Raw genomic sequence first — 26,670 nt, 5'->3', positions numbered from 1 at the left:
CGCTCGAGCATGCCGGTGACCCTGCTTCCGGGTTGACCGCCCGCATTTTGCTTCCGGGTTGACCGTATATATTCCGTCAAGGGGTGCCGCTGCCTGCCGTGGTGGTGCTGGTGCCGTCGTGCGTTCTGACCTCTACCCTGTTTGTGACAATATTATAACTTCCCCGCTGCGGGAGATGAACAGGGGCGCGGGCGTGCCCCCCGGTGGCGCGCGGCGGCCGCTTGGGACTCCTGGCCGCGGAGCCGCTCTTCGCGCGTTTCCCCCCCGCGCGTCACGGTGGATATAATAAGGGCCATGAGCGAATTCCAATTAATAGACGAAGACGCCTCCCTTCACGAGATGCTCGCTTTCCTCGAGAAGTGCCCCCGCTTTTCGGTGGACCTGGAGTCGGACAGCTTTCACCACTACGCGGAGAGGATAGCCCTCCTGCAGATCGCGGCGAAAGGGAAGGTCTTCATCGTCGATCCCCTGCGCGTGGAGATCCTGCCGCTCGCCCCCCTCTTCGCCGAAGCCTCCAGGGAGAAGGTCTTCCACGATGCGGATTACGACGGCAGGATGATCCTAACCTCCCTGGGAGTGAAACCCGGCCCGGTGTTCGACACCATGATCGCCGCGCGCGTCCTGGGCAAGCAGAGGGTGGGCCTCGCCGACCTGCTGGAGGAATATTTCGGCCTGGGCGTGGACAAGGTATTCCAGAAGGCCGACTGGTCGCGGCGCCCGCTGGAGGCGGATATGCTGGCCTATGCCGCCATGGACGTGGCCTACCTGCTTCCCCTCCGGGACAGGATGGAGGAGGAGATGGAGAGGCTGGGACGCCTGGCGTGGGCGCGCGAGGAGTTCGACAGGCTGGTGCGCGAGCTGGAGCCCATGCCGGAGAAGAAGACCAACCTCTTCAGGGTGAAGGGAGCGCGCAACCTTTCGCCCCGGCAGCTCGCCGTGCTCGAGGAACTGCTGGAATGGAGGGAGGGGGTGGCCAGGCGCATGGATCTCCCTCCCTTCAAGGTGGTGGGCACGGAGAGGTTGCTCAGGCTGGCGGAGGCGCTTCCCCGCGACCGGCGTGAACTGGAGGCCTGCGGGGCTCTCTCCCGCAGGCAGGCCTCCCGCTTCGGGGAGGAGATGGCGAGGGCCATCAACCGCGGCCTGAGGAGAGCGAGATCATCCCTGCCGCAGTTCCCTGCGCCCGCGAGGGCGCCGAGGGATCTCGAAGCGGAGAAGTTGCTGAGGAAGTTCAAGGAAGTCCGGGATAATAAAGCCGCTGAGCTGGGGATGGACCCCGGATTCCTCCTGCCCAACGCGTCCCTCAAGGGTCTGGCCAGGCTGAGACCGCGGGGGCTGGAGGATATCCGCAAGAGCGGCCTGCTCAAGGGGTGGCAGCTGGAGGCGGTGGGGGAGGCCCTGGCAGAAAGGCTACCTTCCGGTCACGCGTGATCCCTATAAGGCAAGTCCGGTAAACGGCCCCCTTTTCGCCGCGGGCTATTCATACCTGGCGCCGCACCGCCGGCAGTAGAGGGCATCCCCCTCGCCGCGCGGATGCCCGCACCTGGTGCAGAAAGCCGGGGAGGAGGGCTTCTCCCGCGGTGACGGCGGGGCGGGGGGTTTTCCCGGTGCCGGCGGAGTGGGTGGTGGGGATATATGCGCCTCCGCCGGGGGCATGACCGCGGGAGGTTCCGCCGGCGGGGGCGTCTCCGGCAACGGCGGCATGACCGGCGGGGCCGGCGCGCCAAGCGGGGGCGCCGCGGCCGGCACGGGCTCCCTGGCCCTGCGCGTGGAGGCGAAGAGGAAGAGGAGCAGGCCGAGGGCGGCGAGGAGGGAAAAGACGGCGGTGAAGAGCGCCTTGTGCCGGTAGAGGAAGCCCCCGCCCGCGGGGACGATCTCCGGCAGCTCGTATCTCACCGCCCCCGTCTTCTCGTCCCATTCCGCGTTGCGCGCGCCTTCCGGCAGGACTATGGTCACCTTTTCCTCGAGCGGCATCTCCTCGAAGAGGGTGAATTCGTTGTTCAGGACCCAGGAAGCCTCCAGGACAATCCTGTCGTTCCCCTCGTCCACCAACCGGTATCCCCCGTAGCCGAAGAGGTGCCACCCGTCGTCGAGGAGGTAGGCCAGGCCGGGCGCGTTGAAGGACACGGTGACGGTGGCCTTGCTCTGGCTTATCCTCACGTCGAAATCCTCTATCTCACCCAGGTTGGTGTCCGCGCGGAAACGCCGCGAGAGGAGGTTGGGGTTTTCCTGGAAAAGGCTGCCATAAGTGGAGAACCAGTCGGGATCGTAGCTTATGGTGTCCGTGACGTGGCCGTCGCCCAGCTCGTTGAGCTCGATGCGGTAGTCTTCGCTCAGGGAATAGGATCCCCCCTCGCCCAGCTCCTGCGCGAGGGGCGCTGCCGCCGGGAGGAAGACGAGCAGTACCGCGACCGGCGCCAGGATCAACGCAGCCCACGCTTTCCCTCTCACCATATGGGCATCACCCCGTTCTCCCAGCTCTTCTCGATATCGATGAGGATGTAGGAGCCTTCGCTCATGGCGTCGTAGATCTCCATCTCCGCCATGTCCATGCACTCCTGCGCCGTGACCTCGGGGCTGGTCTGCCCCGGGTAATGGGAGAGGGCGTAGTCGCGGTCTATGAAGGTCGATTCTATGGCGAAGAAGGTGCCGCTCTGGGGCAACTGGATGACCGGGATGGCGTGCCCCGGTATGAGGGCCACGTAGGACCGGATGCCCACCGCCTCCATGAGGGCGGCCATGCAGATGGCCAGGTCCAGGCAGGTGCCGGAGGCCCTGAGCAGGGTCTCGTGCGGGTACTGCACGTACTGCGCCTGCCTTTCCGTCCAGAAGCCGGAGGGCTCCATGATGTACTTGATGCCGGCCTGGCGCATGATCTCGAAGCAGCGGATGAAGGCCGTGAGGGCATCCTGGTCGTTGATCACCGTCTCGAGCCCTCCGGAGACCTGGTTTGCGAAGCGCTTCACCGTTTCCTCGTTGGGGGTCACGAAGGCGGCCAGCAAGGGGTAATTGTCGAAGGCATCGGAGAAGGTGAAGATGTCGTCCTCCTCGAGGGAGGTGAAGGTGAAGTCGTTCTTGCCCAGGAGGTAGATCTTCTCCGTGTCCTCCACGGGGGAGTCCAGGCCGTCGTATTCGTACCTCACCTTTAGCTCCACGGGCGTCTTGGTGGAGATCTGCTTCACCTTGGCGTCGTCGAGGTTGGGCCAGCAGTAGTCGCGCACCGTCTGGCCGGGCAGGATGAGGGGATAGACCTCGGTCGAGGTCCAGTCGGTATAGCCCTCGATCTTGTAGGCGATGCGGAAATCGCGCGCCGGCACCTCTCCCGTGTTCCTGATTATGGTCTTGGCCGCCCACATCCCCTGCTGGTCGTCGCCGTACACCTTGTAGGCGCAGGTCATGATCTCCTCGCGCGTGTGGACCTTTATCTCCAGCTTCGGGGTGCCCTGCGCGGGCTCCGCTGCGTTGAGGGTCACCACCAGGCCGAAGACGGAACCCAGGAGGAGGGCGGCCGCCAGCAGGGAAAGAAACGCCTTCGTACCCCTGCTCACCTGTGCCTCACCGCCCTCACCGCTTTCTCTCCGGCTGCGCCGTCGCTTGCCGCGCCGCGACGCACGTGCAAGTCGCCGTCCGTCGCCGAGCGTCGCTACGGCTATCATATACCCCGTGGCTGAAAATGGAAATGACGGGCTGCGCCGGTGTGGCGTGCCGGCACATGTGGCGGTGTGATAAAATTCACTCTCATGGAGCTCAAGGGATTGATACTTAGCGGCGGAGAGGGGACGCGCCTGCGTCCCATCACCCATACCAGGGCCAAGCAACTGGTGCCGGTGGCCAACAAGCCCATCCTCTTCTACGGGCTGGAAGCCCTGCGGGAGGCGGGGATCGAGGACGTCGGCATCATCGTGGGAGATACCGAGGACGAGATCCGCGAGGCGGTGGGCGACGGGTCCCACTGGGGGGTCGAGGTCACCTATATCCGACAGGAGGCGCCGCTCGGACTGGCGCACGCCGTGCTCACCGCGGCCGATTTCCTGGGGGACACCCCCTTCGTCATGTACCTAGGCGACAATCTCATCAAGGAAGGCATCGTAGCCTTCGTGGACGAGTTCCGCGGCAAGGAGGTGGATGCCCTCATCCTGCTTGCGCACGTAGCGGAGCCGCAGCGCTTCGGGGTGGCCCGCCTGGAGGGGAACAAGGTGGTGGAGCTGGTGGAAAAGCCCAAGGAGCCGCCGAGCGACCTGGCCCTGGTGGGGGTCTACATGTTCCGCTCCGTAATACTCGAGGCCGCGCGCGCCATCAAGCCCTCATGGAGGAACGAGCTGGAGATAACCGACGCCATCCAGCACCTCATCGAGAACGGCTATCACGTGGAGGCGCACGTGATCAGGGGTTGGTGGAAGGACACCGGGCATATCGAGGACCTGCTGGAGGCCAACCGCATGGTCCTCGAGGACCTGGAGCCGCTGTGCGCGGGGACGGTGGACGGGGAGTCCCGCATCCTCGGCAGGGTGGTGGTGGAGGAGGGTGCGGAGGTGATCCGTTCCACCCTGCGCGGGCCTTCCGTGGTGGGGAAGGGATCTCGCATCGTCGATTCCTACGTGGGGCCCTTCACCTCCATATATTACGGGGTCACGCTGGAGGGAAGCGAGCTGGAGCACTCCATCGTCATGGAGAACAGCGCCATCCGGAACATCCCAGGCAGGATCGAGGACAGCCTCATCGGAAAGAACGTGGTGATCGAACGGTCGTTCGACCGCCCCAAGACGTTCCGTTTCATGCTGGGAGACAATTCCAGGGTGGGCCTGATCTGAGGCCTGATCTGAGGAGGGCGGCATTGATCCCGGGAGTTATCGTTCGCGAACTTCCCACTGCCTTGGACGCCACCGGTTACGCGGTGGACCTCTGGGGCGGTGAAGCCTCGTCTCCTCCTTACGGGAGGGCGACCCTGCGCCACCTGTTCCCGGGAAGGGTGGAGGCCTGGTTCCGGAGAAAGGCGGTAGCGGAGAGGGTGATCTGCCTGCAGGGGATGATCAAGCTGGTGCTCTGCGATCGCAGGGAGGGCTCGCAGGCCGGGGGCGAGGTTATGGAGCTCTTCCTGGGAGAATACCGCTTTCGCGAGGTCGCCGTCCCGCCGGGAGTGCTGCGCGGGTGGAAGGCGGTGGGAGGCCGCCCCGCCCTGGTGCTCCTGGTCGTGGAGGGGGAGGGCGAGGACCCGGAATACGTCGGCCAGCAGGAGGCGGCCGTCCCCTACGACTGGGAAATAGTGATGCGCTGAGGAAGCAAAGAGCGATAGGAAGGATGTGAAGGGGATGCGCCTGCTGGTCACCGGGGGATGCGGGTTCATAGGGAGCAACTTCATCCGCCACGTGCTGCGGGAGCACGAGGAGGACGAGGTCCTCAACCTGGACAAGCTCACCTACGCCGGCAATCCCGAGAACCTGCGTGACGTGGAGGGTGACCCGCGTTACCGGTTCCTGCGTGGCGACATCTGCGAGGAGCGGGACGTGGAGGAGGCCTTCGCCTGGGGGCCGGAGGCGGTGATCAACTTCGCCGCGGAGACCCACGTGGACCGCTCCATCACCTCTCCCGAGGACTTCGTCCGCACCGACGTGCTCGGCACCTTCCGCCTGCTGCGCGCGGCGCAGGAGCGGGGGATACGCTACGTGCAGATCAGCACCGACGAGGTTTACGGGAGCGTCCCGGAGGGGTCGTTCCGCGAGGACAGCCCCCTGCAGCCCAACAGCCCCTACGCGGCGTCCAAAGCGGGCGCGGACCTCCTGGTCCGCTCGTACGTGGAGACCTACGGCCTGGATGCCGTCATCGTGCGCAGCTCCAACAACTACGGCCCCTACCAGTACCCGGAGAAGGTCATCCCCCTCTTCGTCACCAACCTCCTCGAGGGGAGGAAGGTCCCCCTCTACGGCGAGGGGAAGAACGTGCGGGACTGGCTCTTCGTGGAGGACAACTGCCGGGCCATAGACCTGGTCCTGCGGCGCGGGGAGAGAGGCGGGATATACAACGTGGGGGGCGGCAACGAGAAGAGCAACCTTGCCCTGACGCGCGCCATCCTCGAGATCATGGGGATGGGGGAGGACCGCATCCAGCGCGTGGCCGACCGGCCGGGGCATGACTTCAGGTATTCCCTGGATTGTTCCAGGATCCATGCCCTGGGGTGGCGGCCGCTCGTGGCTTTCGAGGAGGGGCTGCGGGAGACGGTGCGCTGGTACCGCGAGAACGAGGCGTGGTGGCGGCCGTTGAAGAGCGGCGAGTTCCGCAGCTATTACCGCGAGCGTTACGGCGATATATGACGCGGGTGGCGGCGTACGGGGCAGGTCTCCGGCGCCGCGCGAGCGGGGTGAGGGTTGCGCGGCGGACTCCTCGCTGCGTAAAAAGGATGGTGGAGAATGCCGAAAGATGCGAAAAAGGCCTCCGTTGCGAGGGGAGCGGATGCACGGCCGGCGGGAAGTCGTAAACAGCCGGTGCGGGCAAAGCGGGCGCCGTGATGAAGGAGGCTAACCGGCGGAACGGCAAGACAGAGTTGTGGGAGGAAGCCCCTTGAAGCTATCGGTCATCATCCCCGTTTACAACGAGCGCAACACCATCAAGGAGATCCTGCGCCGGGTGCGCCAGGTGGACCTGGGCGACCTGGAGCTGGAGATAGTGGTGGTGGACGACGGCTCCACGGACGGTACGCGCGACATCCTGGCCATGGAGGAAAACTCGGCGACCCGGGTCATCTATCAACCGGAGAACCGGGGCAAGGGAGCCGCCGTGCGTGCCGGCCTGGCCGCCGCAAGCGGCGACCTCATCATCATCCAGGACGCGGACCTGGAGTACGATCCCGAGGACTACCCCAAGATGCTCGAGCCCATACTGAAAGGGAAGGCGGAGGTGGTCTACGGTTCCCGTTTCACCGGACCGCGCAAGAACATGCTCTTCTGGCATTACGTGGGCAACCGCTTCCTGGCCCTGGTGACCAACATCCTCTACAACACCACCCTCTCCGACATGGAGACCTGTTACAAGCTCTTCACCCGGCGCGCCCTGGAGGGCATAGTCCTGCGTTCCAACCGCTTCGAGATAGAGCCGGAAATAACCGCCAAGATCCTCAAGAAGAAGATCAGGATCTACGAGGTCCCCATATCCTACACGGGGCGGGAGATCGAGGAGGGGAAGAAGATCTCCTGGAGGGATGGCCTCCCGGCGCTCTGGACCCTCATCAAGTACCGCTTCGTGGATTGATAGGACTACCGGAACCGCCGCAGGAGCATATCGCGCGGGCCGCGCGCGTTTCCGCCGCTTTTCCCGGCCTGGAGCGCATAGAGGGGCGCCGCGCGGCGCCCCTCCGCCTCGCCCAGCCCTATCGCTTGACCTACTTCAGGCTCTCTATGAAGGCATCCACCTCGATGGCCGGCAGGGTCATGATGCGCACGGTCCCGCGCGAGGCCAGCTGCACGGAGATGCGGGCGATGGTCTCGTTGTTCGGTGCCTCCACGATGTTGACGAAGTCGTACTGCCCCAGCACCACGTACTGCGCGATCACCTTGCCGCCCATGGCCTCTACGTCCTTGTTCACTTCCTTGATGCGATCGGGGTTCTTGGTCAGGGTGGCACATCCCTCGTCCGTCAGCCGGCTGATGAGGATATAGGTCGCCATAAGCCCTCCTCCTTTCTCGACCATCCAACCGGTTCTCTGCGGCACTTTAAGTTTTTACCCCTCTTCCCGCCGGGATAAACTCCCGCGTGGCGGGAGGCCCGCTTGCCGGCGGCGCAGGGGGCGGCGGGCAGGCCGGCAAGACGATCTCCTCATACTCCTTGGCGGCGACAACGAGTAATATGGAGGCATGCGAGGTTGGGCATGGAAAGATCATGGAAGATATGGCATGCAAGGTAAGGGATGGAAGGCATGGGAGGCACGGAAGGCGGGGCAGACATAGGAGGAACGGCGGGAGGCGGCAGGCATGGGAGGCACGGAAGTTGAGGCGTGAAAGGCACGGAAGACGTGGAACGCGAGGGGGCGGCAGCGCTGGCTGCGGCTGGGACCACGAGGCAAGGAAGGAAGGCCGGCGGATTCCGGGAGGTTCCTCCGTCGCCCGCCCGGAAATGATCTCGCGACGCGAGGGATGAGGAGGACGGAGATGGCGTCGGCGGAGAGCTGCAGGCTGGTGATCGTCTATCACCCCGATTTCGCCCTGCGGGGCCACCCCGCACTGCGGGAAAGGGTAGCGCCCGCTTTCGGCGAACTGCGCTCCCGGGGCCTGCTGCAGCGGGAGGGGGTGAAGGTCCTGCAGGCGGAGCCGGCGGAGGAGGGCCTGGCCGCAAGGGCGCACAGCGAACAACACATCCAGGGCGTGAGGAACAGCGGCTATTACGGGGTCGCCCTACTGTCGGCGGGGGCGGTGATCATGGGGGCTCGCGAGGTGGTGGAGGGGCGGGCGCATGCCGCCTTCTGCTTCGTGGGCACCGCCGGGCATCACGCGAGCCATGACGGCTTCTGGGGTTTCTGTTACCTGAACGACGTGGCCATGGCTATCGACCTCCTGCGTGAGGAGGTGGGAACGAGGCGCATGGCCATCATAGACATAGATCCCCACTTCGGGGACGGCACGCGTGACATCCTGGGGGGCGACCCCGAGATACTGCACGTGAACTTCCATTCCGGATATACGATGAAGGAGCCCCGCGGACCCCATAACCTGGACCTGGCCTTGCCCCACAACGCGGGCGACGGGCAGTTCCTGCGCGCCGTGGACCAGGCCCTGCTGGCGGCGGAGGAATTCGCGCCGGAGCTCCTTTTCATAATTTTCGGCCATGACAGCCATCGCGAGGATTACGGCGCCTTCGAGTTGAGCGATGGCGCGTACCGCGAGTTCGCGGTGAAGGTAAGGAAATATTTCCCAAGCAGGGTATGTTACGTGCTGTCCGGCGGGGCGCGTCCCCGGGTCGCCCGCAGGGCTATCGGGGACGTGGTGGAGGTGCTGGCGGGATGAGCCCGGGTAGGGTGGGGAGGCATCGGGCCGAAAATGCGTCGGAAAAGAGTGGGGAAAGTTTGCCGGAAAAGAGGAGGAAAAGAGGCGGAGGAAAGACGTGGTGAAGGCCGGAGGAAGGGGAGAGAAGGATAGGGCGTGAAAATGCCTATGGCGGCGAAGGGGGAGAATCGCCACGCTCTATCCTGTGGGTGCCGGAGGAGATGGGGGAGAGGAGCGAAGGAAGTGCGTCGGAAGCCGGTAAGAGGGTAGCGGCCGGAAGGAAGGTGGGTGAATGAACATGAGGCGCTGTGCGGTCCTTTTTCTCGCGCTCGCCCTGGGCGTCGCGCTCTTTGCCCCGCCAGCGGGCGTTCCTCGCGCCCTCGCCGCGGATGACCCGCCGCGCGTGGCCCTCACCTTCGACGACGGCTACAACTTCGACCATCGCATCCTCGAGTTCCTCTCCTCGCAGGGGATCAGCGCGACCGCTTTCGTCATCGGGTCCTGGGCGGAGAGGAACCCTTCCCTGCTGCGGGAGATGAACGCCCTGGGATGGGACATCTGCAACCACACCCAGAACCATCCCTGGCTCACCAGGATCGGCGACGACCAGATCAGGGCGGAGCTAAACACCTGCCAGGCGGTGATCGCGTCACTGACCGGGCAGCAGCTCCCCCTCTTCCGCCCGCCGGGAGGATTCATCGATGCGCGCGTGCAGGCGGTGGCCGCCGCCGCGGGCTATACCCCGGTGATGTGGGACCTGGACAGCGGCGATTCGCGAGGGGTCGACTACCCGGTTCCGGAGCGCGCCGCCTACATGGTCAACGCCGCCCGTGACGGCAGCATCCTTCTCTTCCATTTCGGCGGCCGGCATACCTACGAGCTTTTGACTGGCGTGGTGAAGGGGCTGCAGCAGAGGGGGTTCTGTTTCGTCACCATCACAGAGCTGTACGGGTGGAAGAGGGTGATGAGGGGCGGGGAGACGGGCCCCGGCATAAGCGAGGCCTCCCGGAGCATCTACTTCGCCGACGGCACTACCGCCGAGGGCTTCGAGGAGTGGGTGAACGTCGTAAACCCCGGCAGGTCGCAGGCGGACCTGGAAGCGCGCTATTACACCGCGCAGGGGAGCGTGGCGAGGAGCTACGTGGTACCGCCGCAGGGCCGCATCTCCATCCCCGTGAACCGGGAGGTCCCCTGGCAGGGGGACGTGTCCGTGCAGTTGCTGTCCTCCGCGCCGGTGGCGGCGGAGAGGACGCTCATTTTCGACCGGGGTTCCGGGTGCTGCGGCGGCTCCATAGCGAGGGGGGTGCGGGAGCCGGGCAGGATCTTCTATTTCCCCGGCAGCACCACTCGGGAGGGTTTCGAGGAATACCTCAGCGTCTTCAATCCCTCCGGGACGACGGCGCTTGTCGACCTGGGCTTCATCGGCGGCAGCGGGACCACGGCGAGCGGGCTGTCGGTCCCGCCTCTCGCGCGGGCGACCCTGCGCGTAAACGACCTGGTGCCTGCGGGGGACCACGTACTGGTGGCGAGATGCGACACCCCCGTTGTCGTGGAGAGGGCGCAATATTTCAGCTACGGGAACGGGATAAAGGGCGGCAACTGCACGACGGGGACCTCCTTTCCCAGGGGAGACTGGTACTTTGCGGGAGGCACCACCAGGAGCCTCTGCGACACCTACCTGACCGTGTACAATCCCTGCCGGGAGGCTACCCGGGTGCGTTGCGCGCTCTCGGGGTCGGACGGCACGCGCGTGGACGAGGAGTTCGTCCTGCAGGCGGGAGAGCGCAGGGACCTTTTCCTCAACTCCTACCTCCCCCCCGACATCGATTATGCCGTGCGGGTGGAGAGCCTGCTTCCCGTGGTGGCGGAACGCAACGCCTTCTTCCTCTTCAACAACGTATCGGGCGGCTCCTGCGACACCGGGGGCGAGCCTCCCGGCGAGCGCTGGTGCTTCGCGGAAGGGTGCACCGCCCCCGGTTTTGCGGAGCGCCTGGCCCTCTTCAACCCCCTGGAAGGAGCGCAGAAGGCGAAGGTGACTTTCCTGCTGGGGTCGGGGGAGAAGGTCTCACGTAACTACACGCTGCCCTCCCTGGGCCTCCTGAGCGTGGACGTGGCGGCCGAGGTGGGACAGGCGAACGAGGTCGCCGTGTTGATACAGGCACAGCGGGAGATCGTCGCGGAGCGCACCTTCCTCTTCGAATTGAGGAGGTAGGCGCGCGCCGGCGGTGAATATCCGGAGGTGGGTGATGCTGAAGCGCGAGCTTGTGACAAGCCTGGAGGTGGAGGCGGGGAGGGACCGCGTGTGGGAGGTGCTGAGCGACCTTGCCGCCTATCCCGCATGGAACCCCATGATACGCAGGGCGAGCGGAGAACTCGCGCCGGGCAAGGTACTGCGCGTGCGCTTCGAGCCGGAGGGGATGCGGGGGCGCGATTACCGTCCCAGGTTGACGGTGGTGGAGCCTCCCGGGGAACTGCGCTGGACGGCCTTCCTCAACCTGCCCGGGGTGTTCGAGTTCGAGCACTGGTGGCTCCTGGAGCCCCTGGCAGAAGGAAGGACCCTGCTGAAACACGGCGTTTCCGTCTCCGGGATCCTGGCGCCGCTGGTATGGAAGGTAGTGGTAAAGACCTCCCGGGCCCCCTTCGAGGCCATGAACCGGGCCCACAAGGAAAGGGCGGAAAGGCTCGCGGTTAAGGGCGGCGGGACCTAGCGGGAAGCGAACGCGGGCGGCAGGCGTGATTACATCGCCTCGCCCCGCCCGGGCAATCGCACCGTGCCGACCGGGGCGGAGCCGGTGGGGGCAGAGCCGGTCACGAAGTGTTGTCTTCCCCGTGGCCGTGCACATGGAGTGTTGTCTTCCCCGTGGCCGTGCCGTATATTTTCATTGACTCGGGGCGTTTAGCTCAGCGGGAGAGCGCCTGCCTTACAAGCAGGAGGTCGTGGGTTCAAATCCCGCAACGCCCACCATGAAAAAGCACGGCCGGAGGGTATTCCCCGCCGGCCGGCTTGTCCTTGTGGCGCACCCACGCACGAATCGGCTTCGCCTCTCTTCAGGGTCCCGGGCCTGGACGGAAGAAAGGACTTCATCCTCACTAGTTGCGCTCGCAGACAACAGCGGAAGACGTCGCAGTAGGAAGGGTTCCCTCCGGTCGGCTTGTGGTATGGATGTAGCGGGAAGCGACATCGCGAAACCGGGCGGGTTCTCCGGTCGAGCCATGATCATCAGGCCCACGAGGGGCATCCCCCCTTCTTCCGCTGCCGGTTCTAACACAGAGGGTCGAAGACGCCTCTCCAACACGCATGGGGATCTCGGCGTTGGGCGCATATCGGGCGATTTTCGCGTAAAATGTAAACGATAAGATGAGTGTTAAGTTCTCCCCACATCCCTTCGAATAATTGAAAGAGGCGAGTTATGAAGGGAGTGGTGGATGTGCTGGGAAAAATCTGCAGGCAATGCGGTGCGCAGGTCGGTATCCAGGAATATTTCTGCCCGCAATGCGGCAACGTGTTGTTCGCCGAGGAGACGGCGGAGTCGCCGGGGAACAACCCACCCCCATGCGGGGCTACGGCTCCCGGGCGGCTTGCGGCGGATGGGCCGCAAGGCATGACCGTAAGGGCGGCGGGGACGGCGCAGCGGGCTTCCGTGACGGCAACGCCTTACGCCGCGAGGAAAAGAGCGCCGGCGCCGGTGCGGGGGCAAGGTCTCCCCAACGCGCAGCGCCAGGATGTTTCGACCGCCGGCACGAGCTATTATGTGAGCAGGGAGCAACTGCGGCGCTTGATCGAGGAGGACAGGCGAAGGAGGAAGATAATGCTCATTTCCATTCCGGCAGCCTTGTCCATCTGCGCCGCCGTTTTCCTGCTGCTCTTCTTTTTCGTTTTTCACAAGGGCATGAGCCCGGAGGAATACAAGAAAGAGGCGCTGGGAATCCACGACGGCGTTGTCGCCAAGCTCCAGCATGTTGAGAACAAGTGGAACCGGAGCGATTACAGCGACAAACCCTTCAGCTGGTGGTGCGACGAGCTACGCGACGAATTCGCAACGGTCGGTTCGGTGATCGACCAGGCGGTGAAGGAATTGCAGGGATTGCAGCCGCCCGAGCAATGCACTTCGCTGGCCTCGGAGGCACTTTCATACTACGAAGAAACGGCCGATTACGCCGCCCGCGCAGTTGCGGTATTCACGTTCGCGGGAGATTGGTCGCGCATATGGGAAGAATGGGTGGAAACATCCTTCGCCTCGGACAACGTGCGGGAGAACATGACTCCCGCGGACGCCGTGGCCCTCATCGACCAGGACATCGCCCATATCGACCAGGTGACCAAGCGCTTCCAGGCCCTCAATCCACCCGCGGAATGCTGCAACATGCAGGATGGCGTGTTGTCGCTCATCCAGGAGCAGAGATCTCTTTTCGACCGCTTGAAGAGGTCGATTATCAACGGCGACATAGATGCCTTCGAGGTACTTTGCGCGGACTGGGACAGTTTCGACGCAAGCGCGGTGGAGCGGATCGTAAAATTATGGGATGACATGTACTCCTTTCATGACGAGTACCTGGGGTTCCTCGACAAGGGCTACGATATCCTGGAAGTGCTCAAGGGCCTGAAGATGGAGCTGGAGGAGGAAGGCGAGGAGGGGGTCACCGCATTCCTGGCGCCGTGACGTGGAGTACCGGGGAGGCAAGCCGGGCGGACACGCGTTGAATGTCTCCCGTTTCACCTGCGCGTCTTGCCGTTGCCTTTAACAGGGGCTTTGGCTCGACGGGAGCGCGCTTGAAATGCTTAAGAACACCTGCCAGGTCCTGGGGATAACCCTGGAGCAGGCGGCGGAAGCCTTCGGCGAATACTGGGTCAACGTCTACGCCCCCAAGGTCTACGGGATATATTGCCGCGGCGTCAACAGCGCGAGGGACTTCCTGCTCAAGATGGACGAGGTGCACGTAAAGGCCACCAAGACCATGGAAAACGCCAGTCCGCCGCGCTTCGAGTACGAGTGGGTAGACGACCGCACCCTCATCATGGCCTACAAGTCCCACCGTGGACTCATAGGCATATGCATGGGCCTCGTCAAGTGAGTTGGGATATATTTCCATGAAGACCTGAAGGTCAGGAAGCTGTCGCATGACAAGATAGAGGTCGTCTTCCCCGCCTGAGAGCGGCTGCGCCCTTGCCGGCCCGCGCGCCGCCGTTTCGCGCGCGGGGCCGATCGCGCGGGTCCCTCTCCGTTGCAGCAACAAGAAATGCGCACGAAAGCCCTTGCTATTTATGCCGGGGAGGGGTATTGTATAAATGCATTGGTTTTTGAGGTGTTACGAAGATCGTCCCGAGGAGACCTGCTCCTCGGGATTTTTTAAAACGAAGGAGGTGAGAGAAGTGAAGATATACGTGGGAAACCTGAGTTACGCGACGGATTCCGGCGACCTGCGCGGGGCTTTCGAGAAGTTCGGGACCGTGGATTCGGCCGAGGTCGTCACGGACCGCAACACCAACCGCTCGCGCGGGTTCGGTTTCGTGGAGATGTCCAACGAGAGCGAGGCGAAAGCGGCCATCTCCGGCCTTAACGGCAGGGAGATGGACGGACGCACCCTCAAGGTGAGCGAGGCGAAGCCGAGGACCACGGAGGCGAGGAGCGGCTACCGCTTCTGAGCCGGCAGGCGCAGCGCCGCCGCGGCGGCGCCATACGCGTTTAAGGGGGGCAGGCGTGAGATACCGCCTGCCCCCCATGCTTTTTACGGCGGGGAGTAAGCATCTTGCGAGTCGGGGAAGGCACCCTCAGGCCCGCGTGAGCTTTCCCGGCCGCATGAGGCGGCGGGCCGGGCCGGAGAGCGGTTGACCGCGGCGAAAGCCCGGTCATATCATGTTCCTGCGGGATCGAGAAAAGGGAGGTCGCTGCATGGAAAGAACCCCGGAAGAAAAAACCGAATTCCTCATGGAGCTCGCGGAGGCCCCCACCACCCGCCTGGAGGCGGAGCTGGCTTTCCGCTACCTGCACCGGCATCTCGAGGCGGAGATGAAAAAAGGAGGAGAAGGGCTCAACATCCTCGACGTGGGAAGCGGACTGGGGGAAGTGGCACTGCGTTTCGCCGCCCTCGGTCACAAGGTGACCATGTTGGAACCGCAGGCATGCCTGCTGCAGACGGCGGAGGAGAGGGCGCGGGAGCAGTTGCCCGAACGGGCCACCCTGCTGCGCTTTCTCAACGAGCGCATCGAGAACCTGGAGGAATGCATCTCCGACGAGTTCGACCTCATCATCTGCCACGAGACCATAGAGTACGTTGACGACCCGCTGCGGGCCCTCAACATCATCACCCGGGTGCTGCGGCCGCGCGGCAGGCTCTCCCTGGTCTTCCTCAACCGCTACGGGCTGATAATGCAGAAGGTCATCATGGAGGGAAACGTGCGCGAGGCCATGGAGGCCTTTGATATGGAAGAATTTCCCACACAACTGCACCGCGGCCGCGGCCACCTCTATTCGGACGAGGAGATGATGAACCTGCTCGACCCCCTGGGATATAACCTGGAGGGCCAGTACGGACTGCTCATCTTCTCGGAGTTCATCGACTGCTCGCTTTTCGAGGAAGGGCAGTGCTACCGCGGCATTCTGGACCTGGAGGAAAGGGCGGGGCAGGAGCCTCACCTCAAGGGCGTAGGCAAGTATATCCAGCTCGTCTGCTCCAAGTCCTGAGAGGGCCGGTTCCCCGTGGCGCAGGGACACACCTTTCACCCCCGTCGGTTGTCGCCCTGCGGCGGGAGGGAACGGCCTGGCCCGCCGGCGCTTATGCACCGGCGACAGCGGCAAAGCGTTGAGGACCCGTCGTTCCCTGCGGCATGACACGGGTCAGGGCGTGAAGCGGCGCAGGGACGCGGTGTAGCCGTGGATGCCCCTCCTGACGGTGGCGTAGGTGAGGAGCTGCTGGTAGAGGCTCTCGTCCGCAAGGTCCCTCCAGCGCAGCTGCCGCTTGGTCTTGGTCAGGAAGAGCATGGGAATCCAGGTGCCCGTGTTGATGTAGTACTTCCCCTTCCTGCCGCCGAGCACCGGTTGCAGCTCGTTGGAGTAGTAGCGGTGGTCGTGGCCGAAGACCACCACGTCTATGCCCTGGTCGGAGAGGAGAAGGTCGCGCGCCGCCACCGAGAGCGCATCCTCCCTTGTGGCCAGGGAATCGAGGAGGAGCCCACCCGTTTCCGGCGTCACCGTCGTCTCTTCCTCGTCATCCTCCGGCAGCCCGGGGCTCAACCGCTGCGCGTCCTCCACCCCCTGCAGCTCCACGCGGCCGCGGCCGGAAGCGAGGTCGAGGGCCCTCTTGAGCGAGTATCCCCATGTGTCCAGCAGCCCCTCCCGCCTGCGCCGTTGCAGCTCCCGGCTCTCCTTGAAGGGTGGAAACCCCACCTTGGACATGAAGCGGAGCAGCTTGTAGCCGTACACCAGCTTGAAGCGCAGGTTCTCGTCCTGTATGCCCATGAAGACCATGTTGGGGATGGGCCTGACGTTGTTGATGAAGGGGCTCCGTTCGCTGATCATTCCTCTGGCAAAATATTCAAGAAAACAGTTGCTCCAGCTCCTCTCCAGCCTCAGCTCCCCCGACTTGGGGTCGCGCAGGAAGGGGTGGGTGAAGTTCTCGAAGGCGCTGTCCGCGAAGTACTGGTTTCCGTGCTCCACGTAGAGGCCGCCGTCGCGGTAGATGCCGGTGTAAGCGAAGTGGAAGCGCTCGGAGTCCGGCGTGCCCAGTTCCTCGAGGAGCCGGTCGCGCACCCGCGGCCAGAAGAGGTCCACGTCGTGGTTGCCCGGCACGAGGACCAGGCGATGGCCGCTCTCCATGAAACCGCGCAGCGCCAGGAAGCAGTCACGGTGGGCCTCGAGGACCTTTTCCAGCTTGCGGAGGGATTCCGCTTCCGTGCAACCCAGGCGCTGGAAGGGCTTGCCGGCAGTCTTCTCCAGGCTTACGTTGACGAAGTCGATGAAATCTCCGTTTATGATGAGTTCCGAGCTGCGGCGCCTGGAGATGGTCTCCACGAAGGAGCGGAAGGAGGCGTCCTGCGCGAAGTCGTCCAGGTGGTCTCCGGCTCCCAGGTGTAGGTCGCTCACTATGAATCTCGTCCTGGTCATCGGCGCTCCTTGCCGGGATCGCCCGCGGGCTCCGGGCGACCGCTGAACAACAATTGAGTATAACATCACGCCGCATCGTGCCGCGCGCCGCTCATGCCTACCGAAACGATACGGCATCATGCCGCCGCGGACGGCCACCGGCCCTGGAACGCGCGCCTGCCGCGACGATACGGCGCCCGGCCCGGCGCCGCCGCCCGCCCTCCCGGGAAGGGGAAGGTGCGCCTCCCGGCCCGCTTATCGCCCGCACGGTCCCCTTGCGGTTGGCCATGTGGAAAGCCGGTCTTTCCTGTATATTAGAACAGGGTCTCTCGCAAGACGCCTGGAAGGGGCAGTCTTGGCGCGCGCAAGCGAAAAGGCGTCGCGGGTCAAGGGAATGCGGGAAGGGGAAAGAGATGGGATGCTTGGCGGGTCAGGTGATAGAGCTGGTTGAGCGCCTGGCGCCCCCGGGACTGGCGGAGGAGTGGGACAGCGCGGGCCTGCAGTTCGGGTCACGGAACGCGGAGGTCGACGCCGTGCTGGTCGCGCTCGAGGTGAGCGGGGAGGTGCTGCGGGAGGCGATCGCCAGGAAGGCCGGCATGGTCGTCTGCCACCACCCGCCGCTTTTCCGACCCCTGCGACGTCTCCTGGAGGACGAGCCGGAGGGCGCCCTCGCCCGCGACATCGTCCGTTCCGGGTTGACCGTCTACGCCGCGCACAGCAGCCTGGACGCCTCCCCCCAGGGCGTGAACACCGCCCTGGCCGAAGTCCTGGGCCTGCGGGACCACGTGCCCCTGGGCGGGGCAGCGGCGCTGGAGGGTTTCAAGCTGGTGACCTTCCTGCCGCCGGAGCACCTGGGGGCGGCGAGCGAAGCCCTTTTCCGCGCAGGGGCCGGGGTTATCGGCGACTACGAGGGCTGCTCGTTCCGCACGGAGGGGGTGGGGACTTTTTTGCCGGGACCGGGCTCGCGCCCCTTCTGCGGGGAAAAGGGGCGTTGGAGCGAGGTGCGGGAAGTGAGGCTGGAGGTGTGGGTGGAAGGCCCCTGCCTGGAGCGCGCGGTGCGGGAGCTCATGGCCGTGCACCCCTACGAGGAGCCGGCGATCGACATCTACCCGGCACGCTCGCCGCGGCGCGGCGGCACGGGCAGGATAGGGGACCTTCCCCGCGCCATGAGGCTGGACGAGCTGGCCGGGCTGTGCCGCCGGCGGCTGGCTTGCCCCGCCGTGAGGTTCGCCGGTGCCGCGGAGGCGCGGGTGCGCAGGGTGGCGGTTTGCGGCGGCCGGGGAGGGGACCGTGCAGGCGAAGCAAGGCGCATGGGCGCCGATGTCCTCGTCACCGGGGACGTTAGCCACCACGAGGCGCTGGCGGCCCTTGGGGCCGGGCTGGCCGTCATCGACGCCGGGCATTATCATACCGAGAGAGTGGTGGTCCCCTTTTTGGCCCGCCGCCTGGCGGAGATGGCCGATGCGGCCGGCATGGAGATCGAGGTTTTCGGCTCCGAGAGGGAGACGTGTCCCTGGCAGACCGGAGGTGAGGGTTGAGCGAGCTGGCAAGGCTGCAGCAGGTGCAGGAGCTGGATACGCGCATCTTCGCGCTGCGGGAGCAGGTGGAAAACCATCCACTGGGTGAGGAGGTGGCCGCGCTTCGCGAGGAGGAGGAGGCGTGCGCCCGCGCCCTGGGGGAAGCGGAGTCGTCCCTGGAAGAATCAGGAAAGAAACAGAAGAGGCTGGAGACGGAGGTACAGGGCGTCGACGAGAAGCTGGCCCGCGAGGAGGAAAAGCTCTTCGGGGGGAGGGTGACGAACCCGAAGGAGTTGCGCGGGCTTCAGGCAGAGGTGCGCTCGCTCAAGCGCAAGAAGGACGAGCTGGAGACGGAGCTCCTCGAGGAGATGGAAAGGCAGGACGAAATACGCTTCCGCGTGGAGGGGTTGCGGGCAAGGCGAAACGAGCTGCTCGCCGACATCGAGGAAAAGGAGGGGACCCTGCGCGCCGAGTTGGAGAAGCTGCAGGGCGAGCTCGGCGAGCTGGAAAGGGAGAGGGAGGAGCTGGCGGGGAGCCTCGAGGACGAGCTGCTGGAGCTGTACGAGAAGCTGCTGGCGGGAAAGCAAAACCTCGCCGTGGTAAAGGTCATCGAGGGCATATGCCAGGGATGCCGGGTGGAGCTCCCGGGAAAGGAATACGACCGTTTCCTGAGAAGCGAGGGGATATTCCGCTGTCCCAACTGCGGGCGCATACTGGTAAGGCAGGACGGGAGCTGAACGACGAGGCGGTGTGGACCTTGCAGGCGAGGAAGAGCAGGAAAAGCGTGTTGGAACCGGCCTTTCAGGGAGCGAAGCGTTTCGAGGAGCTGCACGTGTTCGTGGACGGGGCGGCGCGGGGCAACCCTGGTCCCGCGGCCATCGGGGTGCTGGTGCTAACCCGCCAGGGACGCGAGGTGGCGTCCTTCGGGGAGGCCATAGGCGAGGCCACCAACAACTTCGCGGAGTACACGGCGCTGGTGCATGCCCTGAGGCTCCTGTCCGTCTTCGAGGTGGACCGCCTGCGCATCTACACGGACAGCGAGCTTATGGCCCTGCAGCTCCGCGGCGAATACCGGGTGAAGGAGAAGACGCTGCGCAGCCTTTACGCGCAGGTCATGTCCATGCTGGGGCGTTACAGGGACTGGCGCGTCGAGCACGTGCCGCGTGAGCGCAACCAGGAGGCCGACCGCCTGGCCAACCTGGCTCTCGACCAGGCAGGCACACGGTTCTCCCCCCGGCGCCGCCGTGAGGCGGAGACGGGGCCGGGGCAGGAGGCGCTTTTCACCGTGGCGGAAGAGCAACCCGCAGCGGAAGAGTGGGAGGATCCCGGCGGGGATGAGGGTGGCGGCCCGCGGGGGGAGGAATAGCGGGTGTTTCTCATCGCACACATGGGTTTCGCGGCCGCCCCCGCCGCGGCCGCCGTTTCCTGGTGGGGGGAGAGCCGCGGCTTCTCCCGTGATGTCCCCGACCTGCGGTGGTTGCTGCTGGGCAGCGTGCTGCCGGACCTGGTGGATAAACCGCTGGGGCAGGCCCTGCTGCGGGCCCATTTTCAGAACGGGCGCATATACTTCCACACCTTTCTCTTCGCCCTCCTTTTCCTTCTGGGCGGCGCGTACAGGTGGAGGCGCCGCGGGGACGACAGGCTCCTCTGGCTTGCCTGCGGCATGGCCGCGCACCTGGTGCTGGACAGGATATGGGTGGAGCCCACCACGGCGTTCTGGCCTTCCCTGGGGCCATTCTTGCGCCATCCCTCGCTGGGCACCATCATGGAGCAGGTGATGGAGTACCTGCGCGAGCCGCTCTTCTGGGCAGAAGAGACGGGAGGGGCGCTACTCCTCGTCGCATCGTTCCGCCTGCTCGGGGTCAGGTCGCTCCGTGAGCTGGGGGCGTTCGCCCGCGACGGCCACCTGCCCGCACTCGCCACCGGCCGCACGTATGGCGGGCGGGGATGAGGGACTGCCGGGGGAAGGGCGCGGGTAAGCCGCAGGTCGCCTCATGCGGATTACGGGGACCGGCAGGGTCCCCGCAGGGTCCAGTGCAGCTTTCCCGGCAGGGCTCAATGTTCCTTGCCCCGCTGCCCGGCCGCGGCTAAAATGGTTAGGTCATGGGAACGCTCTATCTTTTGCGGCACGGGGAGACCGAGTACCATGCCCAGCAGAGGTTGCTGGGGCGCCTGGACATCGGACTCAACGAGAAAGGCCTCGAGCAGGCGAGGCGGGTGGTTGACTTCTTCCGCGGTATCGAGTTGAAGGCCGTGTATTGCAGTCCCCTGAAGCGTTGCCTGGAGACGGCGGCGCCGGTCGCCGAGGCGCAGGGCCTCCGCGTGGAGGTCGAGGACGGCCTCATGGAAGTGGACATGGGGGAATGGGACGGGCGCTCCATACGGGAGCTGTTCGAGCAGGAAGGGGATGCGGTGGGAAACTGGATGCGCAACCCTTCCTCGGTGGCCATTCCCGGTGGTGAGGATTTCGCCGCGGTGAGGGAGAGGGTCATGGCGGCGGTCGACCGCATCACCTCCCTCAATCCCGGCAGGGAAAGCGTCCTCGTCGTCTCCCACGGTGGGCCCATAAGGGGCGTGCTCTGCGAGGCTCTGCGCATGGACCTGGACAGCATGTTCCGCATCCAGATCGACCTGGCTTCCGTCTCCGCCGTCAAGTACTACGAGGGAGGAATCCGGGATTCGGCCACGGTGACGCTGGTGAACGAGACCTATCACCTGAGGTAGGCCGACGGCGCGGAAACCCGTGCCATTTGTGGATAACCGGAAGGAGCAAGCGACGCGCAAATCATGGCGGAAACAGACCTGCGCTCGGTGAACTCCCTGCTCTTCGACCTGGACGGCACACTGGTGGACACCATCCCGCTCATCCTCTATTCGTTCCGGGAGACCTTCCGCCTCCTGGGCCTCCCGCCGCGTGACGACCGGGAGTTGCTCCTGCAGGTCGGGCGGCCCCTCGCGGAGCAGGCAAGGGATATCGACCCCGGTCGCGCCGGGGAGATATTCGACCTCTACCAGCGCGTTTACGACGACAATTACCGGCGCCTGGTGAGGGAGTATCCGGGGGTGCGGGAGGCCTTGTCCGCGCTGCGGGAACGCGGCTACCGCCTCGCGGTGGTGACCTCCAAGCGCCGCTGCAACGCCTCCCGGGACCTGGAGCTCTTCGGCCTGGCGCCCTATTGCGAGACGCTGGTGACCGCCGAGGACACGGAAAACCACAAGCCCCACCCCGAGCCTGTACTCAAGGCCCTGGAAAAACTGGGCATCTCGGCGCGGGAGGCCACCTTCATAGGCGACAGTCCCTTCGACGTGCGCAGCGCGCATGCCGCGGGACTTCCGGCGGGGGTGGTGGGGTGGGGCCCCTTTCCCAGGGAAATACTGGAAAGAGAAAGACCCGACTACTGGATCCCGCGCCCGGAGAGCCTCTTGCGCATCTTCCCCGGCAGGGCGGGTTGAGGGCGCGGTCACGTGCGGAGCGGCGCGGCGGTCGCGGCGCGGGGAGGAGGCCCTCAAGCCTTCCGCGGGCCATTCCGATTCAATGATAAGCATTGCGGGTGAAAGACGTCGGAGGCATGATGCCGTATCCCCGCCTCGGGGGTACTCTGCGAGCAAGGAGACACGGTTGAAGGCGAGTAAGTGCAAGGCCTGCGGGGTGCCAAGGGCCGTGAGCAAGGGACACGAGTGGACGGGTGGGGGAGCCATAGTAAGCAGAAAGAACCCGACCTACCGCATGATCTTCTGGGAAGGCGGCTACATATCCCGCGTCCTGAAGATCACGGAGGACATGATCGGGATACCCCTTGATCGCATGGTCATCGAGCTGGCCCGCAAGGCGAGCCGCGAGTACGTGGCGAGCTATATACATCCGGTAGCGCTTAAGATAATCGAGCGGGTGGCCCTCAAGGCGTTCACCAGGAACCTGCTTTCCCTTCTGCAGGCCTACGGTTTCGGCGAGGCGACCCTCGAGTCCGTGCGCTACAGGAAGGGTGACGACGACTACCTGAACGTGAAGGTGAAGAACCCCTATTACCTCCCCTCCTGCGCCGGGACCCTGCTGGGAGGGGTGGAGGCCGTCTGCGGGCGGGAGGGCAGCGTGAGGAGCGAGGAGATCGCGCCCGGCGAGTTCCTGCTCAATGCCTACATCTCCGACCATCCCGTGGAGTTCAGCGGCCGCCTGAACATACACCATTACGCGGTCAAGCCAGGCGATATCGCGTACGAGCGCTGCCCGTCATGCGGCAGCCCCGTCGAGCTCTCAGCCTATGACTGGGATACTGAGAGGGGGATCATCACCCGGAAGCACGACGGGGTGCGCATGGCGCTGGGGGCTTTCGGCATCTACGACGCGCTCATCAAGGACCTGGAGGAGGAGCTGGGGGAGCACATACCACGCCTTGTCGTGGAGTCGGCAAGGCGCTTTGCCACCGAGGGCCGCTTCGAGAAAGAGCTGGTGAGGCACGAAGGGATGCTGAGGCGTGGCCTTGCCTTGCAGGGGTTGGGGAACCTGCGTGAGTACACGCTGGAAAGGGACGGCATGCGGGTAAGACTGGAGAACGCATGCCTGCCGCTCATCATGGCGGGAACCTTCCAGGGGTTCTTCGAGATCGTCACGGGTCGCCGGGGCGAGGTGGAATGGGATTACGCGGATGACGGGGACCTGCGCGTAAGGGTGTATACGTAGACGCCAGGGCTTTGCCCACGCTTGCAGTGGCCGGCGCAATATTTATCCCGTCTCCGCCGGTGGCTTGCCGTGAACTATCCCGCCGTGCCCAGGAAAGACCGCGTTTTCGCTGCCGCTGAACGGGCGGAAACCTGAAGTCTCAGCAGGCTTTTTCCATCACCTCGCGGGCGAAGGCGCGCGCCTTCTCCAGGCGGGACTCGTCCGGCTGTCCCTTGGTCTGGGGGCCGTACTGCGCGAACTGTTGGTGGCGAGGGTTATCGCTCTTGGCCAGGAAATCGATGACGGCCTGGGCCATCTCCCCCTGGCAGTCGAACATCCCCAACAGGTCCACCTCCGCGAGGGACGCCTTGCAGTTCTCGAGGTAGCGCGCGACGTTTTCGTGGTCCTCGGGGGCGGCGTGGGTGACGAAGACCGCGATGCGCTTTCCCTTGCCCTTTTCCTCCAGGAAAGCCTTGGCGTCTGTCGCCGGGTTGGAGGCATGGATGGGGAAACCGATGAAGGCGAGGTCGTATCCCTCCAGGCTCTCCACCTCGCCCAGGGGCTTGATCTCCTTTTCCGCCTCGATGGCGTCGTAGATGGCCTCGGCCACCTTGCGGGTGTTCCCCGTCTGGGAAAGGTAAGCCACCAGTACTCTCATGACGCACCTCCTCGCACGTAACCGTTCCACCCGATGTCCCGCTGCCGGTCCCCTGCGGGCACAGGACCATTCTACCAGAAGTTCACGCACGGTTAACCGGGGAGGCGGAGGAGGCGCCTTTCCGTGTGGCCGGCCGGAGAGCGGCAGGGTAGGGCGGGGACCGGGGGATGATTGAGCCGCAGAAACCGGGGATGATTGCGGCGCAGTGACCGGGGTATGTAATATTATGGCAGTAGACGGGTGAATTATGGTGGACGGGCGACAAGGTTAGGCAGGGAAAGGGGGAGGCTGCCATGGCGAGGGTGAGAACGTGCGGGGAATGCGGCGTGCCTCTCATGATCGGCGGGCAACACACCTGGCACGGAAACGGGGTGATCAGGCAGACCAGGGACCCTGACCACCGCATGGTGTTCTTCGAGTCGGAGAACATCGACCGCGTTTTCCACAAGATCGAGGAGATCATCGGCGTTTCCGTGGAGCGCATCGTGGTGGAGAGCCAGCGCCGCTCCACGAGGGAATACCTGGAAAAGCAGTTCCCGCTGGCCGTAAGGCGGGCGCTCTACTTACTGCAGCCGGCGTTGATCGCGAAGAGGATGGCGGGAATCGCCAGCGTCTACGGATACGGACATGTCGAGGTGGAGGAGGTGCGCTCAAGCCCCTTGAGGCGCTTGAGGAAAAAAGATGACTACCTCGTCATGACCATAAAGTACCCTTACTCCATCTACCGCTACTGCGGCGACAACCTGGGAGGGATGGAGGCGGTGACGGGGCGCGCGTGCTCGGTCACCTGGGAGAGGCTTGACGAAGACACCTGCCGGCTTCAGTTGACCGTGGGCCGCCACCCGGTGGAGCTTGAGGAGAGGCTGGCGAGGCGCAAATACGCTTACAGGGAAGGGGAGGTGCGGGTGGAGAAGTGCCCCGCCTGCGGTGTCCCGCGCGTGGTGGCACGCTGCGTCTGGGACCTCGAGAACGGCACCATCACGGACCCCACGACCGGAAGGAGGATGGCCCTGTTCGGGCCGGCTTCGCTTGACGCGGCCTTCCACGAGCTGGAGAGCGAGCTGGGGGAGACCATCCCGGAAACCGTCATCGAGGCGCAGCGCAGGTTCGTGAAGGAAGCCTTCCACAGGGGCGACTGGCGGGCTTACACTCCCTCGCTGGAGGAGCTCGTGGCCGCGCGGGGGCTGGGCATGCTCGCCGCCTTCGAGGTGGACGAGCGCCATCTCTCCCTCACCATATGCAATTCCTGCCTGCACCTATGGATGGTCGGGCTGGCGCAGGGCATCTTCGAGATGGAAACCGGCCGCGAAAGCACCACTCGCGCATGGAGCCTCGCTCCGGACGGCGAACTCACCGTGCGCGTGAGCGCCGGGGATTCTTGACCCGGCCTGCGCCGAGCCGGAAACGAACCGCGCGCGGGCCGCTTGCTCCGCTGCGTCGCCCCGTCCTGCGGGAGCCGCAGGGATCCGCCCGACGGGATTCCTGCGGCCTGCCACGCCTCCCGCGCTCTCCCGCGATCCCGCAAATGCGGGGATCGTGGGAACGGGCGTGCAGGGTCGCGGCGCGGCCGGGCGCCGGCGGGAAGGCGGCAGCGGCCGGGATAACGGGCATGACGGCGATCAAGGACTTGCACCCGCGCGGGGTCGTAACATGAGAACCGCGACCTTCCGGGTCACGACAGTCACGACAGTGACGACAGGGGAGATATGTGGACGCATCGCGAGAGAAGGAAGGCGACGGTGTGGGAAATGCCGGACGAAGAGGAAACGGGAAGCGGGGGTCACCCCCTGGTGAACAGGAGGGAATTCCTGGGAAAGGCCGGTTCCGTGGCCGCCGGGCTGGGAGCCCTCTACCTGGCAGCGGTCCTGCCGGGCTGCGGTGGTGACGGCGGCGGCACCTGCCCGGTGGAAGAGGGGCCGGAAGCATCCACGGAGGAGCTGCCGGCGCCGGAGCCGGCCGCGGAAGAAATGCCGGGCCTGGTGGTGGTGAAGGGGGACGACCCCGCCGCCATGCTGCGCCGCGGCCTGGAGGAATGGGGTGGGCTGGCCCGGCTGAACCCGGCCGGCAAGAAGGTGCTCATCAAGGTCAACGCCGCCTTCGCCCGCCCACCGCAGGACGCCGCCACCACCCACCCGGACCTGGTGGCCGAGGCGGTAAGGCTTTTCCTGGCCGCGGGCGCGGCAGGGGTCACCGTGTACGACCATATCCTGCAGGACCTGGCGGAGCCCACCCTGGAAAAAAACGGCATCGGCCCCGCGGCGCGCTCGGCGGGCGCGGAGCTCGCCGTGTACGCGGTGGGGAAACCGGGGAAGGCGCGGGTGGTCCAGGTCCCCAATGGACGCGCGCTGCCCTCGGCAGGCATACTGGAAGAGATCTTCCAGGCAGACATCATCGTGAACATGCCCAAGGCCAAGCACCACAGCGGCGCCGGTCTCACCATGGCCATGAAGAACCTCATCGGCTGCACCCAGAACATGGGGCGCATGCACGAGGTCGACCTCCACCGCGCCATCGCTGAGCTGAACACGGTCATCCGGCCCTCGCTGGCGATACTCGACGCCACCAGCATCCTGCTGGACAACGGGCCGGGGGGGCCGGGGACGGTCTCCCGGCCGGGAGCGGTGGTCATCGGCTGCGATCCCGTGGCGGTGGACGCCTACGCGTGCGCCTTCTTCGGGGTATTGCCGCGGAATATAAGGTACCTGGTACACGGCGAGGAGCTAGGCTTGGGCACCATTGATTTCGCCTCCCTGGGAGTGCGGGAGGTGAGCGCCTGAAGGCCGGGGCGGGC

26 protein-coding genes and 1 tRNA gene are annotated in these 26,670 nt (G+C 65.2%); 22 read left to right on the top strand and 5 right to left on the bottom strand.

Features of this window, described 5'->3' with window-relative positions:
• The first annotated feature begins 276 nt into the window (after positions 1 to 276).
• Positions 277 to 1,428 (top strand): ribonuclease D, encoded by a 1,152-nt coding sequence (locus H5T73_09625; protein MBC7248023.1) that lies wholly within the window; start codon positions 277 to 279, stop codon positions 1,426 to 1,428.
• A 45-nt stretch (positions 1,429 to 1,473) separates the two neighbouring features.
• Here the strand turns inward: H5T73_09625 and H5T73_09620 are convergent, their stop codons facing one another.
• Positions 1,474 to 2,451 (bottom strand): hypothetical protein, encoded by a 978-nt coding sequence (locus tag H5T73_09620; GenBank protein MBC7248022.1) that lies wholly within the window; start codon positions 2,449 to 2,451, stop codon positions 1,474 to 1,476.
• The gene (locus H5T73_09615) at positions 2,445 to 3,545 is read right to left on the bottom strand and encodes a hypothetical protein (GenBank protein MBC7248021.1); all 1,101 of its coding nucleotides are present in this window, start codon (positions 3,543 to 3,545) and stop codon (positions 2,445 to 2,447) included. Before H5T73_09615 ends, H5T73_09620 begins: the two co-directional genes overlap by 7 nt.
• A 192-nt stretch (positions 3,546 to 3,737) precedes the next feature.
• Here H5T73_09615 and H5T73_09610 point away from each other — a divergent pair, with 192 nt between their 5' ends.
• The 4 genes from H5T73_09610 (at position 3,738) to H5T73_09595 (ending at position 7,239) form a co-directional block, all read left to right on the top strand.
• Entirely contained in the window at positions 3,738 to 4,808 is a 1,071-nt protein-coding gene (locus H5T73_09610; GenBank protein MBC7248020.1) for a glucose-1-phosphate thymidylyltransferase, read from the top strand.
• A 23-nt stretch (positions 4,809 to 4,831) separates the two neighbouring features.
• Positions 4,832 to 5,272: a dTDP-4-dehydrorhamnose 3,5-epimerase family protein gene (locus H5T73_09605; protein MBC7248019.1), complete on the top strand. Its 441-nt coding sequence runs from the start codon at positions 4,832 to 4,834 to the stop codon at positions 5,270 to 5,272.
• 34 nt (positions 5,273 to 5,306) lie between these two features.
• Entirely contained in the window at positions 5,307 to 6,305 is a 999-nt protein-coding gene (rfbB, locus tag H5T73_09600) for a dTDP-glucose 4,6-dehydratase (protein ID MBC7248018.1), read from the top strand.
• Positions 6,306 to 6,552: 247 nt separating this feature from the next.
• Positions 6,553 to 7,239, top strand: coding sequence for a glycosyltransferase family 2 protein (locus tag H5T73_09595; GenBank protein MBC7248017.1), 687 nt, complete (start codon positions 6,553 to 6,555; stop codon positions 7,237 to 7,239).
• Between the two features lie 130 nt (positions 7,240 to 7,369).
• Here the strand turns inward: H5T73_09595 and H5T73_09590 are convergent, their stop codons facing one another.
• Positions 7,370 to 7,654, bottom strand: coding sequence for a GYD domain-containing protein (locus tag H5T73_09590; protein MBC7248016.1), 285 nt, complete (start codon positions 7,652 to 7,654; stop codon positions 7,370 to 7,372).
• A 481-nt stretch (positions 7,655 to 8,135) separates the two neighbouring features.
• On the opposite strand from H5T73_09590, the gene H5T73_09585 reads away from it, so the two are divergent.
• The 8 genes from H5T73_09585 (at position 8,136) to H5T73_09550 (ending at position 15,649) form a co-directional block, all read left to right on the top strand.
• Entirely contained in the window at positions 8,136 to 8,987 is an 852-nt protein-coding gene (locus tag H5T73_09585; protein MBC7248015.1) for a histone deacetylase, read from the top strand.
• Between the two features lie 271 nt (positions 8,988 to 9,258).
• Complete coding sequence (locus H5T73_09580; GenBank protein MBC7248014.1) at positions 9,259 to 11,178, top strand: polysaccharide deacetylase family protein; 1,920 nt, start codon at positions 9,259 to 9,261, stop codon at positions 11,176 to 11,178.
• Positions 11,179 to 11,212: 34 nt separating this feature from the next.
• Complete coding sequence (locus H5T73_09575) at positions 11,213 to 11,674, top strand: SRPBCC domain-containing protein (GenBank protein ID MBC7248013.1); 462 nt, start codon at positions 11,213 to 11,215, stop codon at positions 11,672 to 11,674.
• Between the two features lie 182 nt (positions 11,675 to 11,856).
• Positions 11,857 to 11,931 (top strand) — tRNA-Val (locus tag H5T73_09570).
• Between the two features lie 445 nt (positions 11,932 to 12,376).
• Positions 12,377 to 13,627 (top strand): zinc ribbon domain-containing protein, encoded by a 1,251-nt coding sequence (locus H5T73_09565; GenBank protein MBC7248012.1) that lies wholly within the window; start codon positions 12,377 to 12,379, stop codon positions 13,625 to 13,627.
• Positions 13,628 to 13,742: 115 nt separating this feature from the next.
• Positions 13,743 to 14,039 (top strand): heme NO-binding domain-containing protein, encoded by a 297-nt coding sequence (locus H5T73_09560; GenBank protein MBC7248011.1) that lies wholly within the window; start codon positions 13,743 to 13,745, stop codon positions 14,037 to 14,039.
• Between the two features lie 298 nt (positions 14,040 to 14,337).
• Complete coding sequence (locus tag H5T73_09555) at positions 14,338 to 14,610, top strand: RNA-binding protein (GenBank protein ID MBC7248010.1); 273 nt, start codon at positions 14,338 to 14,340, stop codon at positions 14,608 to 14,610.
• Positions 14,611 to 14,857: 247 nt separating this feature from the next.
• Positions 14,858 to 15,649, top strand: a complete 792-nt coding sequence (locus tag H5T73_09550; GenBank protein MBC7248009.1) for a methyltransferase domain-containing protein — start codon at positions 14,858 to 14,860, stop codon at positions 15,647 to 15,649.
• 153 nt (positions 15,650 to 15,802) lie between these two features.
• Here the strand turns inward: H5T73_09550 and H5T73_09545 are convergent, their stop codons facing one another.
• Complete coding sequence (locus tag H5T73_09545) at positions 15,803 to 17,068, bottom strand: metallophosphoesterase (protein MBC7248008.1); 1,266 nt, start codon at positions 17,066 to 17,068, stop codon at positions 15,803 to 15,805.
• Between the two features lie 413 nt (positions 17,069 to 17,481).
• On the opposite strand from H5T73_09545, the gene H5T73_09540 reads away from it, so the two are divergent.
• From H5T73_09540 to H5T73_09510, 7 genes are all read left to right on the top strand, one after another.
• A complete protein-coding gene (locus tag H5T73_09540) occupies positions 17,482 to 18,585 on the top strand; it encodes a Nif3-like dinuclear metal center hexameric protein (GenBank protein ID MBC7248007.1) in 1,104 nt (367 codons plus the stop codon).
• On the top strand, positions 18,582 to 19,301 hold the full coding sequence (locus tag H5T73_09535) for a hypothetical protein (protein ID MBC7248006.1): 720 nt from the start codon (positions 18,582 to 18,584) through the stop codon (positions 19,299 to 19,301). Before H5T73_09540 ends, H5T73_09535 begins: the two co-directional genes overlap by 4 nt.
• Positions 19,193 to 19,930, top strand: coding sequence for a ribonuclease HI family protein (locus tag H5T73_09530; GenBank protein MBC7248005.1), 738 nt, complete (start codon positions 19,193 to 19,195; stop codon positions 19,928 to 19,930). The genes H5T73_09535 and H5T73_09530 overlap by 109 nt, the downstream gene beginning before the upstream one ends.
• A gap of 3 nt (positions 19,931 to 19,933) precedes the next feature.
• A complete protein-coding gene (locus H5T73_09525; protein MBC7248004.1) occupies positions 19,934 to 20,515 on the top strand; it encodes a metal-dependent hydrolase in 582 nt (193 codons plus the stop codon).
• Between the two features lie 152 nt (positions 20,516 to 20,667).
• A complete protein-coding gene (locus H5T73_09520; protein MBC7248003.1) occupies positions 20,668 to 21,288 on the top strand; it encodes a histidine phosphatase family protein in 621 nt (206 codons plus the stop codon).
• 63 nt (positions 21,289 to 21,351) lie between these two features.
• The gene (locus H5T73_09515) at positions 21,352 to 22,017 is read left to right on the top strand and encodes an HAD-IA family hydrolase (GenBank protein ID MBC7248002.1); all 666 of its coding nucleotides are present in this window, start codon (positions 21,352 to 21,354) and stop codon (positions 22,015 to 22,017) included.
• Between the two features lie 166 nt (positions 22,018 to 22,183).
• Positions 22,184 to 23,242, top strand: a complete 1,059-nt coding sequence (locus tag H5T73_09510; protein ID MBC7248001.1) for a hypothetical protein — start codon at positions 22,184 to 22,186, stop codon at positions 23,240 to 23,242.
• A gap of 139 nt (positions 23,243 to 23,381) precedes the next feature.
• Here H5T73_09510 and H5T73_09505 read toward each other — a convergent pair whose 3' ends face one another.
• On the bottom strand, positions 23,382 to 23,879 hold the full coding sequence (locus tag H5T73_09505) for a flavodoxin (protein MBC7248000.1): 498 nt from the start codon (positions 23,877 to 23,879) through the stop codon (positions 23,382 to 23,384).
• Positions 23,880 to 24,172: 293 nt separating this feature from the next.
• Between H5T73_09505 and H5T73_09500 the strand changes: the two genes are divergently transcribed.
• Positions 24,173 to 25,261, top strand: coding sequence for a hypothetical protein (locus tag H5T73_09500; protein MBC7247999.1), 1,089 nt, complete (start codon positions 24,173 to 24,175; stop codon positions 25,259 to 25,261).
• A gap of 366 nt (positions 25,262 to 25,627) precedes the next feature.
• Positions 25,628 to 26,656, top strand: a complete 1,029-nt coding sequence (locus tag H5T73_09495; GenBank protein MBC7247998.1) for a DUF362 domain-containing protein — start codon at positions 25,628 to 25,630, stop codon at positions 26,654 to 26,656.
• The last annotated feature ends 14 nt before the right edge of the window (positions 26,657 to 26,670 follow it).

The sequence above is a fragment of the Actinomycetota bacterium genome (genome assembly GCA_014360655.1).
Taxonomy (GTDB): Bacteria; Actinomycetota; Geothermincolia; order Geothermincolales; family RBG-13-55-18; genus JACIXC01.
This window is presented reverse-complemented; position numbering and strand designations above follow the sequence as displayed.

Bases quoted from the DNA above. Each gene is read 5' to 3' on its own strand.
- H5T73_09505 (MBC7248000.1), bottom strand. From the start codon at position 23,879: ATGAGAGTACTGGTGGCTTACCTTTCCCAGACGGGGAACACCCGCAAG.
- H5T73_09590 (MBC7248016.1), bottom strand. From the start codon at position 7,654: ATGGCGACCTATATCCTCATCAGCCGGCTGACGGACGAGGGATGTGCC.
- rfbB (MBC7248018.1), top strand. From the start codon at position 5,307: ATGCGCCTGCTGGTCACCGGGGGATGCGGGTTCATAGGGAGCAACTTC.
- H5T73_09610 (MBC7248020.1), top strand. From the start codon at position 3,738: ATGGAGCTCAAGGGATTGATACTTAGCGGCGGAGAGGGGACGCGCCTG.
- H5T73_09545 (MBC7248008.1), bottom strand. From the start codon at position 17,068: ATGACCAGGACGAGATTCATAGTGAGCGACCTACACCTGGGAGCCGGA.
- H5T73_09580 (MBC7248014.1), top strand. From the start codon at position 9,259: ATGAACATGAGGCGCTGTGCGGTCCTTTTTCTCGCGCTCGCCCTGGGC.
- H5T73_09515 (MBC7248002.1), top strand. From the start codon at position 21,352: ATGGCGGAAACAGACCTGCGCTCGGTGAACTCCCTGCTCTTCGACCTG.
- H5T73_09495 (MBC7247998.1), top strand. From the start codon at position 25,628: ATGCCGGACGAAGAGGAAACGGGAAGCGGGGGTCACCCCCTGGTGAAC.
- H5T73_09565 (MBC7248012.1), top strand. From the start codon at position 12,377: ATGAAGGGAGTGGTGGATGTGCTGGGAAAAATCTGCAGGCAATGCGGT.
- H5T73_09550 (MBC7248009.1), top strand. From the start codon at position 14,858: ATGGAAAGAACCCCGGAAGAAAAAACCGAATTCCTCATGGAGCTCGCG.
- H5T73_09585 (MBC7248015.1), top strand. From the start codon at position 8,136: ATGGCGTCGGCGGAGAGCTGCAGGCTGGTGATCGTCTATCACCCCGAT.
- H5T73_09520 (MBC7248003.1), top strand. From the start codon at position 20,668: ATGGGAACGCTCTATCTTTTGCGGCACGGGGAGACCGAGTACCATGCC.
- H5T73_09500 (MBC7247999.1), top strand. From the start codon at position 24,173: ATGGCGAGGGTGAGAACGTGCGGGGAATGCGGCGTGCCTCTCATGATC.
- H5T73_09575 (MBC7248013.1), top strand. From the start codon at position 11,213: ATGCTGAAGCGCGAGCTTGTGACAAGCCTGGAGGTGGAGGCGGGGAGG.
- H5T73_09530 (MBC7248005.1), top strand. From the start codon at position 19,193: ATGCCGGGTGGAGCTCCCGGGAAAGGAATACGACCGTTTCCTGAGAAG.
- H5T73_09620 (MBC7248022.1), bottom strand. From the start codon at position 2,451: ATGGTGAGAGGGAAAGCGTGGGCTGCGTTGATCCTGGCGCCGGTCGCG.
- H5T73_09560 (MBC7248011.1), top strand. From the start codon at position 13,743: ATGCTTAAGAACACCTGCCAGGTCCTGGGGATAACCCTGGAGCAGGCG.